Here is a 17,573-nt window from a genome sequence, read left to right on the forward strand (position 1 = left end):
ACCTCTCCCTCATGCCGTGCGGCTTCGGCCGCTTTGGGATCAAGGCTTACCAGCTTGCCGATCTACGGCAAGAAAAAAGAGGAACAAGTTCGTACCACTAATTTCGGGCTCTATGACCGATTGTCGTTGCGTCCAGCACTGCGCGGGATAGGAAAACGGCATGTCCGACGCAGAAACCGCAGCCGACGCCCTGCCCGAAACCGAGGGCGCGCGCGCACCGCGCACCCGTGCCCAGGCGCGCGAAGAGGCGATCAACGCCATTCTCGACATCGCCACCGAGGAATTCGTGGAAAAGGGGCTGGCCGGCGCCCGCATCGACGAGATCGCCGGCCGCGCCACCAAGCGAAAGATCTATTACTATTTCGGGAGCAAGGACGAGCTCTATCGCGCGGTGCTGGAGCGCGCCTATCGGCGGGTGCGCGCCAGCGAGCGCGAGGTGGACATCGACAGCGGCAGCGCCGCCGATGCGCTGCGCCGGCTCGTCGAACACGACGTGCGCTACCATTCGCAGCATCCCGAGCTGGTGCGCCTGGTGATGAACGAGAACATCCATCGTGCCGAGCATCTGAAGCAGATCGAGGGTCTTCCGGCGAACAATCGCCGGGTGATCGACCTGCTCGCTCGGATCCTCGCGCGGGGCGAAGCGGAGGGTGCGTTCCGCCCGGGCATCGATCCGGTCGACCTGCACATGAACATGACCGCGCTCGCCTTCTACAACGTCTCCAACCAGTTCACCTTCGCGCATAATTTCGGCGTGGACATGCACAGCCCAGAGGCGATCGAGCGGCGGGCGCGGCAAGTGGGTGACATCCTCCTCGCCTGGGTCGTCGCCCCCGGCCCTGCCTCGGAGTGATCTAATTTATTTGACAGGAACGAGTTCGTAACACTAAATCGCTCCCGACGCCGGCGAGAAGTCCAGCGCATCGGGAGAGAGGCTATGAAGGGCAATGCGCGCGCGCGGTTCGCGCTGACTGCATCCATGTTGGCATTGGGCACGGCGGCACTTCCCGCCGCCGCGCAGGATACGGCAGCTGCGCCGCCGGCGGTGAGCGATCAGCAGGCCGCGGAGATCATCGTCACCGGATCGCTGATCCGCCGCCCCAACGACAGTTCCGCTAGCCCGATCACGTCGGTCAGCACCGAAGCGCTGAAGCAGACCGGCACGGTGAACGTGGTGGACGCGCTCAACCAGATCCCGAGCTTCACCGTTTCGGGCAACGGCAGCACCGGCGGCCAGGGGCAGGGCGGCCGCTCGACCGTCAACCTGCATGGTCTCGGCTCGAACCGAAACCTCGTGCTGCTCGACGGGCGGCGTCTGCCGGTGTCGGACGTCAACGGCAATGTCGACATCAACATCCTGCCCGACGCGATCCTCGAAGGCGTGGACGTGATCACCGGCGGTGCATCGGCAGTCTATGGTTCGGACGCGATTTCGGGCGTGGTCAACTTCAAGACGGTACGCAGCCTGCAAGGCGTGCGCGTCGATCTGCAGAACGGCATTTCGGAGCGCGGCGATTCCTATCGCTTCAACGGTTCGATCGCGTTCGGCAGCAACTTCGCCGACGATCGCGGCCATGTCGTCGCCGCCTTCAGCTATGCCAAGACCGATCCGGTCAACGGCAGCAGCCGCAGCTTCTTCAACGACAAGACGCCGTCGTCGTTCATCGGCACCGGCACCTTCGTGCCCAGCGCGACCAACGCGCCGAGTGCGGCCGCGGTGAACGGCGTGTTTGCGGGCTATGGCATCACCAGCACGATCAACCCGTTGCTGAACCTGGGCTTCAACAATGACGGCACGCTCTTCGTGCAGACCGGCGCGGTCAATTATCGCGGTCCGACCAGCAATCAGGGCTATCTGATCGTCGGCAACAATGTCCGCATGCCGGTGGGCCAGCAGATCGACTTCCAGAACGCGATGAACCGCAAGACCGCGTTCCTGAAGGCAGATTACGAAGTGCGGCCGGGCCTGACCGCCTATGGCCAGTTCATGTATGTCGACCTCAAGGTCCATACCGCAAGCGGCGGCAGCCTCACCCAGTTCGGCGGGCTCACCACCGTTCCGGTGAGCAACCCGTTCATCCCGGCGGCGCTGCGGACGATCCTGGCCTCGCGGCCGAACGCGGCGGCGCCCTTCACCTGGAACGGCCGCTACGTTGGCGTGCCCTACAAGAGCTTCGACGAAGACTATTCCATCCAGCAATATATGGCGGGGCTGCGCGGCGACATCGCGGCAGGCTGGAGCTTCGACGCGTTCGTCTCCTACGACCAGTCGCTCCACGACCAGAAGATCAACAATGCGGTGCTGAAGAGCCGCGTGCAGACACTGCTCAACGCGTCCGACGGCGGCGCCTCGACCTGCGCGGGCGGGCTGAACATCTTCGGCGATGCGAATGCGCGCGGGCTGTCTGCCGCCTGCCGCGCCTACATCACCAAGACGGCCTTTTCGCAGGAGGACCTGTCGCAGACGCAGGCGCAGCTGCAGGTGAACGGCAAGTTGTTCGATCTCGGCGCCGGCCCGGCGCAGGTAGCGTTCGTGGGCAGCTATCGCCGCAACACCTATAGCTACACGCCGGACAGCGACCTTGCTGCGCAGAACATCGAATCCGTGATCGCTTCCGCCGGCGCCAACGGGCGGATCTCGGTCAAGGAATTCGCCGCACAGGTGGACGTGCCGCTGCTTGCCGATCGGCCCTTCTTCCAGGAACTCGGGGTTGGCGGGGCGATCCGCTTCTCGGACTATTCGGTTACCGGCAGCGTGACCAGCTATGAGGGCGATCTGCGCTGGCGGCCGATCAAGCCGCTGCTCATCCGCGGCAGCTACCAGCGCGCCGTGCGTGCCCCCAATATCGGCGAGCTGTTCACGCCCGCCTCCGGCACGCAGCTGGTGATCGGCACCCCGCCGGGCTCGCTCGGCGATCCGTGCGACGTGCGTTCGACCGCGCGGACCGGCGCCAATGGCGCGCGAGTCTCGGCGCTTTGCGTCGCCCAGGGCGTGCCGGCAGCGGCGATCGCGTCCTATACCTTCCCGACCACCGCGACTGGCCAGACCATCGCAGGTAACAAGGGGCTCACCCCGGAAAAGGCGGATACCTATAATCTCGGCTTCGTGTTCAACACGCCGCGCTCCGGTTTGATCGGCGACCTCACGGTTTCGGTCGACTATTACAACATCAAGGTATCCAACGTCATCTCGACGGTGCCGGGGCTGACGGTGCTGTCCAAGTGCTTCAACCTCGACGGGACCAACCCCAATTACGATGCGGGCAATGCCTATTGCGGGCTGATCCAGCGCGATGCGACGGGCCAGATCGTCACGGTCAACACCCCGTATCTGAACATTGGCGGCCTGCGCACCGACGGGGTGGAATTCCAGGTGAACTGGAGCGTGCCCGCAGCCTTCCTGGGCGCGTCGGCGCGGTTGTTCGCCAATGTCGGCGTCGACTGGACCCGCAACTACAAGGTCCAGCTGCTGCCGGGTGCGTCCTTCCTCAACTATACCGGCATCAGCAACGGCGGCGCGCTGCCGAGCAGCGTCCCGCCGCGCGCGACGCCCGAATGGCGCTCGCTCACGTCGTTCGGCTATCGCTCGGATCATGGCAGCTTCGGGCTGCGCTGGCGCTACCAGGACAAGCTGCGCGACATCAGCTCGGTGCTGACGCCCGCCACGGCGCAGGCCGGCGTGGCCGCCTATGCGACCTGGGATGCGTTCGCGACGGTGAAGGCCGCCAAGGGCTTCGAGTTCCGGCTGGGCGTGAACAACCTGTTCGACAAGAGCCTGCCCTTCGTTGCGAGCTCGCAGAACGGAACCGACGTGGCGTTGTACGACGCGATCGGCCGGTCCTTCTACGCGGGCGTACGGTTTGGGTTCTGAGCGAAGGGGGCGGGTCACGCCGCCCCCGGACCGTTGTACGAGAGTGAGAGCGATGATGAAATCCGGGCTGATCGGCCGTTCGATCCAGGCGTCGCGATCGCCCTGGCTCCATGAGGAGGAAGCGCGGGCGCAAGGGCGGACCCTGCGCTACGCGCTGGTCGACTTCGACGCCCTGGCGCTTCCGGATGCCGCGCTGGCCGCGCAACTCGCCCGGTTGCGGGACGAGGGGTATCACGGCTTCAACGTGACCTACCCGTTCAAGCAGGCGGTTATGCCGCTGCTCGACGACCTCGCGGAAAGCGCGCGGATCGTCGGGGCAGTGAACACGGTAGCGATCCGCGACGGGCGGCTGACCGGACACAACACCGACATGATCGGGTTCCGCGAAAGCCTGCGAAACGGACTGCCGGAGGCGCGGCTCGACCGGGTCCTGCAGGTCGGCGCGGGCGGTGCCGGTGCAGCGGTGGCGAATGCGCTGCTTTCGCTTGGCGTTCGCCACCTCCGGCTCGCGGACGTCGACCTTGCTCGCGCAAGCGACCTGGCGCTGCGCCTGCGGGACCACTTCCCCGACGCTGCGGTCGAGGCCGTGGCGGCGGGGCAGCTCTGCATCGACGCGGTCGACGGCATCGTCAACGCAACGCCCATCGGCATGACGTCCAAGCCGGGCACGCCGATCGACACGGCAGCCCTTCGGGCCAAGCAATGGGTCGCCGACATCGTATATTTTCCGCGCGAAACCCAGTTGCTGCGCGAGGCGCGTGCGGCTGGCTGCGCGGTGCTGGACGGCACCGGCATGGTGATCCGGCAGGCGGCCGAGGCGTTCGAGATCATCACCGGCCATCGCGCCGACGTCGCCCGCATGACGGCCGCATTCGACCTGGGCTGAACCACCTGCAACAGCGCCGCGATAGGGTCTTTCCTGTCACCACACGCAGGGCGCCCGTCGGCACCGGCGACGCGAGACCAGCCTTGCTCGCGCCGATGCCGCCCCGCGTCGACTGCCTTGTCCGCATCACGTTAAACGCTATGCTGTATAACAATGCCGGCAGGATGACAGCGTGCGCCGCCGGTTCAAGAATGGGGCCGCAAGGGCCCTGCGGAGAGGCTGCATGACGAAATCGGCGACACTGCTCGACGCGCTGGACGAGGCACCGCTGGGCCGGACCCAGATGCTTGGTATCCTGCTCTGCCTGCTCCTCAATGCCCTCGACGGATTTGACGTGCTGGCGATCAGTTTCGCGTCGCCCGGTATCGCGGCGGAATGGGGGATCGACCGCGCGGCACTGGGGCTGGTGCTGTCGATGGAGCTGATCGGCATGGCCGTGGGCTCGGTGGTGCTGGGCACCTACGCGGATCGCGCGGGCCGGCGCCCGGCAATCCTGTTGTGCCTCGCGATCATGGCGGCCGGCATGCTCGCAGCCACCTTCGCGGCGAATGTCGAGATGCTGTCCGCCTTTCGGCTTTTCACGGGCCTGGGCATCGGCGGGATGCTTGCCTGCACCAACGCGATGGTGGCGGAACTGGCCAACGCCCGCACGCGCAGTCTTGCGGTGGGGCTGATGGCGTCGGGATATCCGGTGGGCGCGATCGTCGGCGGCTCGATCGCGGCGACGCTGCTGGCAGGCGGCGCGTGGCGGCATGTGTTCCTGTTCGGTGCCGGGATGACCGCGCTGTTCCTGCCGCTCGCCTGGTGGCTGATGCCGGAGTCGATCCGCTATCTGCTCCACCGCCAGCCCGCCGGCGCGCTGGTTCGCGCCAATCGGCTTCTGGCCCGCATGGGCCGCTCCTCGCTCGACGCGTTGCCGCCGGTTGCCGCCAGCGGCCGCAAGGTGCCGCTGGCCCAGCTGTTCGCAGCTCCGCTGGCACGGACGACGATCCTGCTCACCACCGCCTATTTCTGCCACATCATGACCTTCTACTTCATCCTGAAATGGGTGCCGAAGATCGTCGTGGACATGGGCTATCCCGCGTCGCAGGCGGCAGGCGTGCTGGTCTGGGCCAATGTCGGCGGGCTTTGCGGCGCCGTGCTGCTCAGCGTGCTGAGCTGGCGTATCCCGCTGCGCAACCTGCTGGTCGTCGCCCTGGCGGCCGCTACCGGGATGGTGACCCTGTTCGGGCAGGGCGCGCCTGATCTGGCGGGCCTCGCCTGGATCGCCGGAATCGCGGGCTTCTGCACCAATGCCGGCGTGGTCGGCATGTATGCGCTGATTGCGCAGAGCTTCCCCACCCATGCACGAGGCTCCGGCACGGGCTTTGTGATCGGGGTGGGCCGGGGCGGGGCGGCCTTGGGTCCGATCCTTGCGGGCATCCTGTTTTCGCTGAACCTTCAGCTGCCGGCCGTGGCAGCGGTGATGGCGGTCGGGTCGCTCGTCGCGGCGCTGGCGCTGCTCGGCTTGAAGCGGGCATGAACGCGCACCGCCAGGCGTGCTCCCATCCAGGCGTGGTGCAAGATCGACGGGTACGCAGGCCTTTCCGGTGAAAAATTACGCAATATCTCCTCTTTTGCGCAAGCAGACCGAAAGCCACTGGACTTTGCTCGGCAAATTGATTTTACCGCCCGCGGCTGTAATGCCGTTAGGGGGAATACAAGATGGTTGGTTCTGCATCGCCTTTGCGCCGGCGTCGTCTTTTGCGCGCGCTGCGCACAAGCACGCTCTTGTCAGGCATGCTGTTGCCGGTGGCCGCACAGGCACAATGCGCACCGGAACCCACGGTCGCCAACGGAACGACGACCTGCGCCGGTACCGATTCGAACGGTGTTCGAATCACGACGACGGGCACGACGCTTAACATCGTCAACGGAGCATTGGTCTCGAACACCGGCGCCCCCGGCGTTACCGTCGAGGTGCCCAACACCATCTATGCCATCTCTGATAGCATTGCCGTCAGCGGGCGCGTTACCAGCGATACGCAAAGCGGCATTCTGGTGCTCAGCGGAGCCGCCTCCTCCACGTTTAGCGGCGCTACCACGAGACTGTCGCTCAAGCTCGATCCGGGGGCGTCCGTATCGGGCACGACCGCGCTCGCGCTTCGGCAGACGGCGGGCAACACCTCCGCCTATGTGCTGGCGGACATCGACAATTCCGGCACGCTGACCGGGACGTCGGGCGTTGCCCTGCGCGGCGACGTGGTTGCCGCACCCTATGGCTATGTGAACAGCTATACGGGTTTCGGGTCTATCACCAACCGTGCCACCGGTGTTATCTCGGGCAGCGTCGTCGGTCCTGTCGGGGTGGTGACCAATGCCGGGTTGATCGATGGCGGCTCGAACAGTGCCTTCACGCCGGGTGCCGCGGGCACCAGCTACCCCTATCTGATTTCGACCGGCATCTGGACCAACACGGGCACCATCCAGTCCAACAGTGCGGCGGCGACGATCCTCTCCTCCACGATCAGCAGCCTGAACAACAGCGGGACGATCGCCAATAGCGGTTCGGGCGCAGCGTTAAACTCGTCCTATCTGGACATTCAGAACCAGGCGGGCGGCAAGATCAGCAGCGGCGGCACCACCGCGATCGTCAGCAGCAACTATCTCCGGCTGATCAATGCCGGCACGGTGACGGGCAATGTCGTTACCGGCAACAGCGGCAGCGTCGTCGATTCCAGTGCGGGGACGATCAACGGATCGGTCCTGTTCGGCGCGGGCGACGATACGCTGGTCGTGCGCTACGACGCCGCAACCGGCGGGGTGGTCACCGGAATTACCGGCAGCATCAATGCCGGCGGCGGCACCAATACCGAGCAGGTGAAGTTCACCGCGGACGCGACGCTGAACTCGGGCCTCGCGCCGCTCGCGGGGTTCCAGCGCCTGATGCTCGATCCGGCAGCAGGCACGACGGTGACGCTGGGGTCGGGCTATGTGGGCAGCGCGGGGCTGGTGCTGACCGGCAACGGCAACGTCGTGAACCGTGGGCGGATCACCACCAACGGCCCCGCGATCACCGATATCAACTATTCCTTCAACCGCGCCACCTTCCGCAACGATGGCGCGATCACTGCGACGATCTCCAACTTCGGGTACGGCATCACGCTGTCGAACCAGCGCTTCGTGAACAACGGCGCGGTGACGGTGACCGGTGGCAACGGCGTGTCGATGTTCGGCAATGATCTCGTCAACACTGGCACGATCACGGCGACGAGCAACGCCGTGACCATGTCCAACGCCGTGCTGACGAACAGCGGCACCATCCTCGGCGGCGCGATCGGCGCAACGCTTTTCGGCAATGTCGGCGGCACCGCCTCGAACAGCGGCACGATCCGGGGCCTTACGGCGGGGGTGAGCACCGGCATATACCTCACCAACACCGGTACGATCAGTTCCTCGGGCGTCGGCGTGCAGGTGCAGCCCTATGGGTATCTGATCAACGGTGCCGGCGGCGTGGTCACCGGTGGTACGGGCGGGGCGGTGACCGTCGGCTCGTTCAACGCCGGCGTCGCCAATGCGGGCACGATCAACGGCGACGTGATCTTCAACGGCTTCGGCTCCGGCAACAATCTAACCTATATCGCGCTGAGCGGCGGCACGCTCAACGGCAATCTGCGGTTGAGCGGTGCGACGCTGATCACCGACATCGTCAACAAGGGCCCCGGCGCCTTTGCCGGCATCACCGGCACGGTCACGGCGGACAGCAACTCGAGCCTGCGCTACGCGGTGAACGCCGATGCCAGCACAACGCTGGCATCGGGCGCCGTCGGCCCGTTCAGCAATGTCGGCTATCAGCTGGCGAACGGCGCGAAGCTGACGCTCACCGCGCCGACGACGCAGACCTCGGGCACCACCCTGCAGCTCGCCGGCACCGGCACCGTCGATCTGAACGCGAACATCGCGGTCAGCAACAGCTCGGCGATCCAGACCTCCACGGCGATCACCTATCCTGGGGCGACCGGCAGCAGCGGCAGCAGCAGCAGCAGCACGACGGCCAGCGCGCTGACGATCACCAGTCGCGGGACGATCACGGTTTCGCGGCCGACGGGCACGGCCAACTACAACCTAGTTTCGGGCGCGACCCTGGCTTCGGGCGACAGCTTCACCAATCTCGGCACGATCAGCGTTACCGATCGCAATGCCAATCCCATTGTTTCCGCGATCAGCGGCGGCGCCAACGTCACCAATGCGGGCACCATCCTGCTCGACGGCGGCACGGGCATTTCGGGCAGTTATACCAAGCCCCAGATCGTCAACAGCGGCATCATTCGGCAGACCTCGGGCGGCGCCAAGGCCACCGGCATTTCCGGCTCGTTCGATCTGACCAACAGCGGCACCATCGAGGTGGGCGGCACGGCAGTCGCTGCGTACAATCAGGGCCGGATCGTCAATAGCGGCACGATCGCCAGCAGTGGCGGCATCGCGATCGGCGGCAGCGACAGCTCGACATCGGCTGCGATAACCAACCTTGCCGGCGGCACGATCCGAGGCAACGGCGCGACTGCCGTACAGCTCTATCTGGGAACCTTCGTCAACGCAGGGACGGTGGTCGGCTCGGTGGATATGGGGTATGGCTATCCCTATTATTCGGGGGCTTCCACGCGCTCCTACGCCAGCAGCGCGTTCGTTGCGGCGGGCGGCACGATCACCGGCGATCTGCGCTTCGGCGATGCCAACGACCTGCTGCTACAGACCGGCGACACCACCGGTGTATCCGGCACGATAAACGGCGGCGCCGGCACGAACATCTATGGTCGTGTGTTCGACGGCAGCAAGACCGTCGCGCTCGGCACGGCAGGGCTGATCAATTTCCAGGACCTGCTCGTCCAGGCGAGCGGAGCCGACACGGTGGTGACCACCACGGGGACGGCAAGCCGCAACCTCTATCTGGTGGGCAACGGCAGCGTGGCCAACCAGGCGAACGTGACCGGCGCGCTGACCACCGACACGGCCTATCTCTTCGGCTATTATTCGAGCGTGAACGCGCTGCTCCCGTCGGATCAGGTGCTGGCATCGCTCACCAATGCCGGAACGGTCGGCGGCGGTGTCTCCGTGACGGTCGGCAGCTTCGGCAACACCGGCGCGATCGCGGGCGGCGTGTCCGCGACACTCTCGGCCTTCACCAACAGCGGCACGGTCGCCTCGTCGGGCGGCTACGAGCCGACCGTCTCGCTGTACGGCGGCAAGACGCTCTCGTTCGTCAACAGCGGGACGATCACGGCGCCGGAAGCAGCATCCTGGTACCAGTCTTCGGTTTCGCTGACGACGGGCAGCAGCTTGTCGTTCACGAACAGCGGCACCGTCCGTGGCGGCATCTATGCGACCGCGGGATTCGACTATCCCAGCACGACAACGGCCGCAGTGACCGCCAGCAACAGCGGCACGATCAGCAGCACCGGCTGGGTGCCTGCGCTGGCGATGAGCTTCAGCCCGGTCACCTCGGGTACCGCACGGGTCGACAATAGCGGGAGCATCACCGCGCAGCTTTCCGATGCCGCCGGCGGCAGCGCCATCGGGCTGGGCATCTATGGCTCCACCATCACCTCCTCGGCGGGCCGTGTCAGCACCGTCGCGGCCTATACGGTCACCAACAGCGGGACCATCGCGGCCAGCGCCGCGGCGGGGACCGCGTCGCTCCCGAGCAGCGCGCTGGCGCTCGTCGTCGACGGCACGGGCCTGTCCGGCACGATCACCAATGCCGTGGCGGGCAAGATCACGGCAGAGGCCGACCGCGCTGCGGCGATCACCGTCAGCGGCGGCGCACTGAACCTCACCAATGCCGGTGCGATCAGCGCCAGGGGCAAGACGCTGTCCTATGCCGTGTGGGGCGACGCGGGCGATGACCGCGTGACCAATAGCGGCACGATCACCGGCGACATCGTCCTCGGCGCAGGTGCCGACATGGTCACCAACGCCGGAACGATCACGGGCGCCGTGGTGCTGGGCGACGGCAATGACAGCTTCCTGCAGAACGGCGGCGGCAGCGTGAGCGGCCTGATCGACGGCGGTGCGGGCACCAACAGCTTCACGGTCTCCGGCGGCACCGAAGCGGCACCGGCGCTGTTCGGCGACATTCGCAACTTCCAGCGCTTTGCCCAGACCGGCGGCTTCGCCCGGATCGGCGGCACTGCGGTGTTCGGCGCGATCGACATGACCGGCGGGCGACTGATCGGCCAGGCGGGCTCGGTGATCACCGCGCCGCAGATCACCGTCGGGCGGGGGGCGACCTTCGGATCCGCGGGCATCGTCAACGGCAATATCGCGGTTGCCGGCACGCTCAGCCCGGGTGCCTCCCCGGGCACGATGACGGTGAACGGCAATGTCTCGCTGGCCGGTACCTCCACGGCGCTGTTCGAAGTTTCCGCGGCGACCTCGGACCGGCTGGCGGTAAACGGCACGCTGTCGATCGCGCCGGGGGCCACGTTGCAGCTCGTCCGTATCGGCAATCTGCGTCAGGGCAGCTTCACGCCGCTGTTCTCCGCCAGCGGCGGGATCACCGGCAGTTTCGCCACCGTGCAGCAGCCGGCCGATGCGCTGGGTATCGTGGTGATGCGGGACGGTGCGATCCAGCTGATCGGCGCCTTCCGCGCGCCGGCCAATGTCGCGTCGCAGACGGGCGCGAGCATTGCCTATCTCAATGCGACGCTGGCAGCACAGCCTGCGGACAGCCCGCTGTTCAACACGCTTGCCGCGCTGGTAACCGCCGACGATGCCGCGAACCCGCAGGCCTTCGCCCAACTGACGCCGCAGGCCTATGCGGCGGCGGTCCAGACGCAGGTCGATGACGCGCTGGCGCTGGTCACCGCCACGCGCGGCCCGGGCTTTGGCGCGACCGGCGACAGCCCTCGTGCCTTCACGTTCGGCGCAACGCTGGGGCAGTGGCACCGGTTGAGCGACGATGCGAAGACCGGCAGCGTCGCTGCGCGCTCGCGTACCTACGGGCTGCTCGGCGGGATCGGCGTCGGCGACGCGGCATGGAGCGTGGGTGCGTTCGGCGGCTATGTGAACGACCACCAGTATCTCGATGCGCTCGGCGCGCGGACGCGGGCGAACGGCGCGGTGGGCGGCGTGCAGGCGCGCGCGCGGACTGCCGGCGGCCTCAGCTTTGCCGGTTCGGTGTCCTACATCGCCAGCATCGCGACGACGACGCGGGCGCTGCCGGTGGGCACGACAAGCGGCCGCTACGATCTGCACAGCTTGGTGTTCGACGGATCGCTGGCGCGGGCCTTTGCGCTGAAGGGCGGCTGGGCGGTGCGTCCGCAGATTGGCATCAGCTATGTCCGTACCGTGCGCGACCGGCTGACCGAGCGCGGCACGAACCCGTTCGCGCTGACCCTGCGCCGCGACCGCAATGTCGCCGGCTTCGTGGATGGCGCGCTCTCCTTTGGCCGCGCGGACGATTCCGCCGCTGCCTTCCGGCCGTTCGTGTCGTTCGGCGCGCGCTACCAGATCGAAGGGCGGCGTGCCGACGCGCTGGGCAGCTATGCGGGCGGAGCGCTCGCCTTGCAGGGCTACAGCCCGGCGCGGGCGCGGTTGGTGGGCACGGCCGCGGCCGGCGTCAGCTATCGCCTGCCGCACGGCGTCGAACTGTTTGCCACGGCGTCGTCCCAGACCGGCACCGACGACCATCAGGAAACCGTCTCGGGCGGCGTTCGCCTGCGCTTCTGAGGCACCGGAGCGTGCGGGATGTGGTCGGTCGGCGACCGCATCCCGCAGCTTCCGCGCCCGTCGCCGGCATCTCCGGCAGATCTCGGCGTTGACCCTGCTGCTGTCGTACCATGCCCGCCGGAGCAGCTCCGTCCGCGGCGCCTCTTCCCGAGCCCGCCGGCGGCGCGCGCGTTTACCAGGTATGATAGTCCCTTGGCTGGACGGCGAGCCGCCGGCACATCGCTGCCCGCCTTAGACGGTGACGATGCAGCGTCTCAGGATCGCTCTCGCAGATAGGCCAAGCACATCTTCGCAAGCTCGTGCTTCAGCGGTTCCCAGTCATAATTGCGCGCAGACTCCGCAGTCGATCCGAGGTGGAGCTCGCGGGCCAATGTCGCGAAGATAATGTGGTAGACCGAGTCCGCCTTGAGCGCGGCATCGCCGCCGATCTCTTCGGCGAAGCGCAGCATGGCGCGGTTGGCACCCGCCGCCGAACGGTCCGCAACCTGCTTGCCCGGCGCGGAGATGAGCGGATCGAACGCCGCGCGGCGCATCGCCAGCCGCAGAAGCGGAGCGTTGACGCGAAGCACTTCGGCATAGTCGTTGACATAGCGGGGTACGAACTCCCCCAGGTCGCGTGCCTCGTCGGCCAGCCGCTCGAACATCGCCTCCTCGGCCGAGACGATCTCCTCCAGCGCCTCGCAGATCACCGCGCGGACCAGATTGTCTTTGGATTCGAAGCGCAGATAGATCGAGCCGATCGAGACGTTGCCGCGCTGGCTCACCTCGATCAGCGTGAATTCCTCATCCCCTCGCTCGAGCATCAACGCCCGCGCCGCCGCGAACATGCGTTCGTACGACGCCTTGCTGCGCCCCTGCTGCGGCACGCGGCCCACCTGCTCTACGGCGAGGGGGGAACGCGGTTTCCTCTTGGTCGACTGGCTTGACATTGCGTTGAGACAAACCCTATCAAAATAGGAACGTCAATTCTAATTGTCATGGGCTTCGAATCAAACGCCCAGGCATGTTTGGGAGAGTGTCCATGCGCTTCTCGGTATTCCTGAATGCTCGTTCGACGAGCCCAAACCAGGACGGCCGGCTTATCACCGACCTGATCGATCATTCGGACCGGGCAGCGGCAGCGGGCTTCGACGCCATTTTCATGCCGGACCATCACTTCAACGGCTATATGCCGGTGGCCAGCGACAGCTTCATCCTGGCCGGCTACCTCGCCGCCAAGCATCCGGATCTGCATTTCGGCTTCTCGGTCGTGTCGGTGCCGCTGCACCACCCGGTGCGCTTCGCCGAGCGGATCAGCATTCTCGACCATCTGACCAAGGGCAAGTTGCTGGTCGGCGTCGGGTCGGGGACGACGCCCGAGGAGATGATCGGCTTCGCGGTGAACTACAAGGACGCCGGCGCGATCGCCGAGAAGAACCTGGCGCTGGCCGAAGCGCTATGGGCCAAGCAGATGGACGATCCGGCAATCGAGATCGACAACGGCCCACACCAGGGCCGCGTGCTGCAGCGGATCACGCCGGCGCCCTATGGGGACAAGCACGCCCGGCTGATGCCGGTGGCGTTCAAGGAAAGCAGCGTGCGGCGCGCCGCCGTGAACGGCTGGCCGGCATTCATCCCGGCGTTCACCCCGCCGCAGATCTACGGCACCGAAGCCTATAGCCATGTGAAGAAGCATTTCGGCACCTACAAAGCCATGCTGCTCGAGGCGGGACATTCGGACGCGGTGATCGCGGACGCGCTCGGCTGGACCACCCACAGCTATCAGTGCGTCCATCTCGCCGAGACCGACGAGCAGGCGCGCGAGGAGCTGGAGATCATCCTCCGGGGCTATCAGGACGCCGTCGACCGGGAGAACGAATTCAACCGCCGTGCCGAAACCGGCGAGGCCAACAAGAAGGCCGACGTCAACGTCAGCGCGCTGCACGAAGGCTGGATCGGCACCTGGTGCCTCTATGGCTCGCCCGAAACGGTGATCGAGCATCTGCGGCCCTATGCCGAGCTGGGCATCGGCAACATCCTGTGCGGCACCACCACCGGTCCGCTCACCGAGCAGCGGCTGGCCTATGCCAACCAGACGCTCGACCTCCTGTCGCGCAAGGTGATGCCTGCCTTCAAGGGGCGCTGAGCCATGGCCCGCAGGATCGTCGGGATCGGCGGCACGCTGCGCGCAAATTCGTCGAGCGAACTGCTCGCGCGGGCGGTGCTCGCGGAATGCGCGCGGCTGGGGGCGGAGACGCGGATGTTCGGCGGACCGGCGCTCGCGCTGCTGCCGCATTTCAATCCGGAGGAGCCGACCCGCAGCCCCGAGCAGGCCGAACTGGTGGAAGCCGTTCGCGCGGCCGACGCGCTGGTGATCGCGACGCCCGGCTATCATGGCGGCGTCTCGGGCGTGGTGAAGAATGCGCTCGACCTGCTGGAGGATACGCGCGGCGATGCCCGGGTCTATTTCGACGGGATGCCGGTGGGGCTGATCGTTTCCGCCGCCGGCTGGCAGGCGGGCGGGGTGACGCTCGCGGCGCTGCGCGGCATCGTCCACGCAATGCGCGGCTGGCCGACCCCGGTGGGTATCGCGCTCAACTCGATCGAGCAGAAGCCGTTCGGGCCTGACGGCACCATCGTCGATCGGAGCGTGGCCCAGATGGTCGCGGTGCAGGCGCAGCAGCTGATGGCGTTCGCGCTCGCGCCCGCCGCTTGAGAGAAGGTAGGATGATGCGGGAACCGAGCTTCGAGGAGCGCTGTGCGCTCACCGCCGGGGCAGCGATGTGGCAGAGCGTCGCGGTGCCGGAGGCGGGCATCCCCGCCTTCACCATGGCCGACGGGCCGATGGGGGTGGCGAGCGGCAATGTCGACGAGCGCGACGTCTCGCTGCTGACGCCGTGCCCCACCGCGCTCGGCGCCAGCTGGGACCGCGAGACGGCACGCGCGATGGGGCAGGTGGTCGGCAGCGATGCCGTGGCGCGGGGCGTCGATGCGCTGCTTGCCCCCAACCTCAACCTCGCACGCAGCCCGCTGGCGGGGCGTGCGTTCGAGTATTTCTCCGAGGACCCGCTGCTTGCAGGCGCGCTCGGCGCGGCGTGGATCGAGGGGCTGCAATCGACCGGCACGGGCTCGGTCGCCAAGCATCTCGTCTGCAACGACAGCGAAACCGCGCGCGATACGGTGGACGCGCAGGTCGACGAGCGGACGCTGCGCGAAGTCTATCTGCTGCCGTTCGAGATGGCGGCGGCGGCCGGGTGCGCCGGCATGCTCGCCGCCTACAACAAGCTCAACGGCGCCTGGTGCTCCGAGCAGGCACATGTCCTGACCGATATCGTCAAGGGCGAGTGGCGCTTTCCCTATCTGATCATGAGCGACTGGTTCGGCACCCATTCGACCGAGGGGACGATCGCCGCCGGGCTCGACCTGGAGATGCCGGGACCGGCGCGTTTCATGGGCCCGAAGGTCGCTGCCGCCGTCACGGCAGGCGCGGTGTCGGCGGAACGCGTCGCCGATGCGGCGGCGCGGGTCGCGGCGACCGCGCGGCGGGTGACGGGCGAAAAGCGCACGCCGCTCCCGGCGGAGACAACCGCGGCAATGCTGGAGGATGCGGCGGCCGACGGTTTCGTCCTGCTGCGCAACGACGGCGGGATGCTGCCGCTGGCGCCGGGCAGCGTGCGGCGTATCGCGGTAATCGGCCCGAACGCGGCGGCACCTTGCTACCAGGGCGGCACCTTCGCCAAGATCGCGGTCGCGCCCGATACGCCGACCCCGATCGCGGCGATCCGCGCCCGCTACGGCGACGCGTGCGAGATCATTTACGAACCCGGTGTCGATCCGCAGCCGCGGCTGCCCTCGATGCCCGTGCAGCCGGCGCGCGACCTGGGCGACGGCTGCACCAGCGGTATGACGCTCGACTATTTCGCCAGCACCGATTGTTCGGGCGATCCGCTGTCGAGCGAGACCCGCGCGACCAACTCGCTGGTCTGGTTCGTCGGGGTGCACAGCCAGGGCCGGTTCAACGAACCCGGATCGATCCGCGCGAGCGGCCGGTTCACGCCGGCCGCGAGCGGCGTCCATCGCTTCTATCTGGGCGGCACCGGTGTCGCGCGTCTGCTGGTCGACGGGCAGGAGGTCCTTCGTGCCGGCCGCGAGCTGGCGGCGGGCGACGTGATGGGCGTGCTCAAGGCGGGTGATGCGGACTCGGCCGAGGTGGCGCTGGAGGCAGGCCGCGAGGTGCTGGTTACTGTAGAGTTCCACTATGTCGCCGCGCGCGTGCAGGGGCTGTGGTACGGTATCCGCACGCCGGACAGCCCCGAGGCGATGCTCGCCCGCGCGGTCGAGGCTGCGCGCTCGGCCGACGCGGTGTTTCTCGTAATCGGCGAAACCTCGGACTCCAGCGTCGAGAGCAAGGACCGGCCCGATACGCGGCTTGCCCCCGAACAATTGCGGCTGATCGAAGCAGTGTGCGCCGCGAACCCGCGGACCGCGGCGATCGTCAATGTCGGGCATGCCTTCGATGCCGAATGGGGCGGGCAGGCGGCGGCGCTCCTGGTCGCCTGGTATCCGGGGCAGGGCTTTGCGCCCGCGCTGGCCAGCGTGCTGGCGGGCGACCGCGAGCCCGGCGGCCGGATGCCGGTGTCCATCGCCCGCACCGAGGCGGATTATTGCGGCTATGGCGTCATGCCCGAAGCGGACGGCCGGCTAGCCTATAGCGAGGGTGTCCGGTTCGGCTATCGCGGCCTGATCGCCAACGCAACGCCGGCGCGCCATGCGCTGGGCAGCGGCTTCGGCTATGCGCGGTTTGCATGGTCGGATGCGGCCGCGGCGGATGACGCGGTGACGGTCACCGTCACCAACGTGTCGGATCGTGCTGGCGCCGAGGTCGTCCAGGTCTATCGCGACGCGCCGGAGTGCGCGTTGGTCGGCTTCGCCAAGGTGCGCTTGGCCCCGGGCGAGCAGCGCACGGTGCGCGTGCCGCTGGAGCCCCGCATGCTGCGGACGTGGCAGGGCGTGGGCTGGCAGGAGATGCGGGGCGCCGTGGCGCTCCGTGTCGCAGCCTCCGCGGAAGCGCCCGGCCTGGAAGCTATGCTTTTCCGGTGACGCCGGCGCCAGCGCTCAAGCAAGAGGGGA

The 17,573-nt window shown here is 67.3% G+C and carries 9 protein-coding genes; 8 read left to right on the forward strand and 1 reads right to left on the reverse strand.

Features of this window, described 5'->3' with window-relative positions; genetic code table 11:
- The first annotated feature begins 160 nt into the window (after positions 1–160).
- The 5 genes from OIM94_RS02150 (at position 161) to OIM94_RS02170 (ending at position 12,464) form a co-directional block, all read left to right on the forward strand.
- Positions 161–853 (forward strand): TetR/AcrR family transcriptional regulator, encoded by a 693-nt coding sequence (locus tag OIM94_RS02150; RefSeq protein WP_264608492.1) that lies wholly within the window; start codon positions 161–163, stop codon positions 851–853.
- An 84-nt stretch (positions 854–937) separates the two neighbouring features.
- Positions 938–3,871, forward strand: a complete 2,934-nt coding sequence (locus OIM94_RS02155; RefSeq protein ID WP_264608493.1) for a TonB-dependent receptor domain-containing protein — start codon at positions 938–940, stop codon at positions 3,869–3,871.
- 52 nt (positions 3,872–3,923) lie between these two features.
- The gene (aroE, locus tag OIM94_RS02160; protein ID WP_264608494.1) at positions 3,924–4,757 is read left to right on the forward strand and encodes a shikimate dehydrogenase; all 834 of its coding nucleotides are present in this window, start codon (positions 3,924–3,926) and stop codon (positions 4,755–4,757) included.
- A 223-nt stretch (positions 4,758–4,980) separates the two neighbouring features.
- Positions 4,981–6,279 carry an MFS transporter gene (locus tag OIM94_RS02165; RefSeq protein WP_264608495.1) on the forward strand — a complete coding sequence of 433 codons (1,299 nt, stop codon included), beginning with the start codon at positions 4,981–4,983 and terminating at the stop codon, positions 6,277–6,279.
- A gap of 257 nt (positions 6,280–6,536) precedes the next feature.
- Entirely contained in the window at positions 6,537–12,464 is a 5,928-nt protein-coding gene (locus tag OIM94_RS02170) for a hypothetical protein (protein WP_264608496.1), read from the forward strand.
- Positions 12,465–12,718: 254 nt separating this feature from the next.
- Here the strand turns inward: OIM94_RS02170 and OIM94_RS02175 are convergent, their stop codons facing one another.
- A complete protein-coding gene (locus tag OIM94_RS02175) occupies positions 12,719–13,330 on the reverse strand; it encodes a TetR/AcrR family transcriptional regulator (protein WP_264608497.1) in 612 nt (203 codons plus the stop codon).
- A gap of 155 nt (positions 13,331–13,485) precedes the next feature.
- Between OIM94_RS02175 and OIM94_RS02180 the strand changes: the two genes are divergently transcribed.
- Genes OIM94_RS02180 through OIM94_RS02190 form a run of 3 tightly spaced genes read left to right on the forward strand, consistent with a single transcriptional unit; the run spans position 13,486 to position 17,543 of the window.
- Positions 13,486–14,589, forward strand: a complete 1,104-nt coding sequence (locus OIM94_RS02180; RefSeq protein WP_264608498.1) for an LLM class flavin-dependent oxidoreductase — start codon at positions 13,486–13,488, stop codon at positions 14,587–14,589.
- 3 nt (positions 14,590–14,592) lie between these two features.
- Complete coding sequence (locus OIM94_RS02185) at positions 14,593–15,159, forward strand: NADPH-dependent FMN reductase (protein WP_264608499.1); 567 nt, start codon at positions 14,593–14,595, stop codon at positions 15,157–15,159.
- Positions 15,160–15,170: 11 nt separating this feature from the next.
- Positions 15,171–17,543: a glycoside hydrolase family 3 protein gene (locus OIM94_RS02190; protein ID WP_264608500.1), complete on the forward strand. Its 2,373-nt coding sequence runs from the start codon at positions 15,171–15,173 to the stop codon at positions 17,541–17,543.
- Positions 17,544–17,573 lie beyond the last annotated feature (30 nt).

It is taken from the genome of Sphingomonas sp. R1, from assembly GCF_025960285.1.
GTDB lineage: Bacteria > Pseudomonadota > Alphaproteobacteria > Sphingomonadales > Sphingomonadaceae > Sphingomonas.

Coding starts and splice junctions, on each gene's coding strand:
- aroE (WP_264608494.1), top strand. CDS start 3,924: ATGATGAAATCCGGGCTGATCGGCCGTTCGATCCAGGCGTCGCGATCG.
- OIM94_RS02170 (WP_264608496.1), top strand. CDS start 6,537: ATGCTGTTGCCGGTGGCCGCACAGGCACAATGCGCACCGGAACCCACG.
- OIM94_RS02185 (WP_264608499.1), top strand. CDS start 14,593: ATGGCCCGCAGGATCGTCGGGATCGGCGGCACGCTGCGCGCAAATTCG.
- OIM94_RS02165 (WP_264608495.1), top strand. CDS start 4,981: ATGACGAAATCGGCGACACTGCTCGACGCGCTGGACGAGGCACCGCTG.
- OIM94_RS02150 (WP_264608492.1), top strand. CDS start 161: ATGTCCGACGCAGAAACCGCAGCCGACGCCCTGCCCGAAACCGAGGGC.
- OIM94_RS02155 (WP_264608493.1), top strand. CDS start 938: ATGAAGGGCAATGCGCGCGCGCGGTTCGCGCTGACTGCATCCATGTTG.
- OIM94_RS02190 (WP_264608500.1), top strand. CDS start 15,171: ATGATGCGGGAACCGAGCTTCGAGGAGCGCTGTGCGCTCACCGCCGGG.
- OIM94_RS02180 (WP_264608498.1), top strand. CDS start 13,486: ATGCGCTTCTCGGTATTCCTGAATGCTCGTTCGACGAGCCCAAACCAG.